Below are 1,297 nucleotides of genomic sequence, written 5' to 3'. Positions count from 1 at the left end.
ACTAAACTGCTGAGGTACAATGAACGTAAAGAAATAACGCTGAAAAAGCTTTGTCTGAGCATTGTCATGTACGTAGTGTATTTTATTGTACTTATTACGTCTTTAGAGGCAATCGGAATTAATATGAAAGCACTCTTAGCTGGTATTAGCGTAGCAGGATTTATTACAGGCTTAGGTGCACAAAATTTGATTAAAGATATTTTAAACGGTTTTTTTATTCTATTTGAAGATCAATTCTCAGTAGGAGATCACGTATCCATAAATGATACGAAAGGAACTGTTGAAGAAATTGGATTGCGCACGACAAAAATTCGCGGAGTTGACGGAGAGTTTTACTTCTTTGCTAATAGTAACATTACAAAAGTAGCGAACTATACGCTCGGTGAAATTCCCGAAGTACATAAGCCTGAACAAATAAAAACTCGTGAAGAATAGCTTCACGAGTTTTTATTTACTACTGTTGTAAAAAATTGATCGTATGATGTAAGGTGATAATCTGCTTCAATGTCGTCATTTTGAAATGCACATGTTTTGATTCCCAGTTCACGAGCAGGTTTTAAATCAAGCTCGCGGTCTCCAATCACTAAATCGATCTGATGCTTATCGTGAAGATAGGCATAAGCGCCGCTATCAGGCTTTCGTTTATAGCCATCATCTTTTGTAATAATCTCCGTAAAATAGTGCTCCATATTAAAAAATGCCAGAATATCAAGAGTAGACTGTCTAGATTTATGCGTAACAATTACATTTGTATCCGCAAAGCTCAGTACGTCTTCTACATGAGGAAAAGCAGGCTTATCTTTAGGATTGATTTTCTGTTCGAGCACATGGAAGTGTTTATCAAACAAAGATTTTTCAATATCGAAGTGCTTAATTGCTACGTCAGAAGATATTTTCATCTGCTTTAAAATATCTTCTTCTGAGATTGTTTGATCTGTTAGTAATTCTTTGAATGCTTTTACAATCGTTGKATAGGTATCGAAGATGGTTCCATCAAAGTCCCATAAAATATTCATTTTCACTGTCTCTCCTTTTTTAAAAACGTAACGATTATACCAAATTTTTCATTGCTTGTCAGTGAACCATTTTGTCGTCGTTACATTTAAAGTAAAAAAACTCGTATAAAACGAGTTTTTTTACTTTATCAGCTGCTGCTGCACCCACTCCCGCAGCTGGAGCTTGAACAGCTAGAGCTGCTGCAGTTTGAACTCGAACAGCTGCTGCCGCTGTCATGATGGTGATGCCCTCCATCGTGTTGGTGATGGTGGCGATTGTCTTCCCCTGGACTTGAACAGCT

At 37.0% G+C, this 1,297-nt stretch carries 3 protein-coding genes; 1 reads left to right on the top strand and 2 read right to left on the bottom strand.

All coding sequences use genetic code 11. The annotated features are described in order from the left end of the window. A partial coding sequence (locus AC1DRF_RS28220; protein ID WP_477742335.1) for a mechanosensitive ion channel family protein occupies positions 1-435 on the top strand: 435 nt, incomplete at its 5' end. Between the two features lie 2 nt (positions 436-437). Here the strand turns inward: AC1DRF_RS28220 and AC1DRF_RS28215 are convergent. Both AC1DRF_RS28215 and AC1DRF_RS28210 read right to left on the bottom strand, forming a co-directional pair. Beyond that, complete coding sequence (locus AC1DRF_RS28215) at positions 438-1,016, bottom strand: HAD-IA family hydrolase (RefSeq protein WP_477742334.1); 579 nt, start codon at positions 1,014-1,016, stop codon at positions 438-440. 58 nt (positions 1,017-1,074) lie between these two features. After that, positions 1,075-1,297, bottom strand: a 223-nt coding sequence (locus AC1DRF_RS28210; RefSeq protein ID WP_477742333.1) for a hypothetical protein, incomplete at its 5' end; no start/stop codon positions are given.

Source organism: Priestia sp. P5_B4, assembly GCF_056400385.1.
Note: the sequence above shows the minus strand (reverse complement) of the source record. Positions and strands in the feature narration are given on the sequence as shown.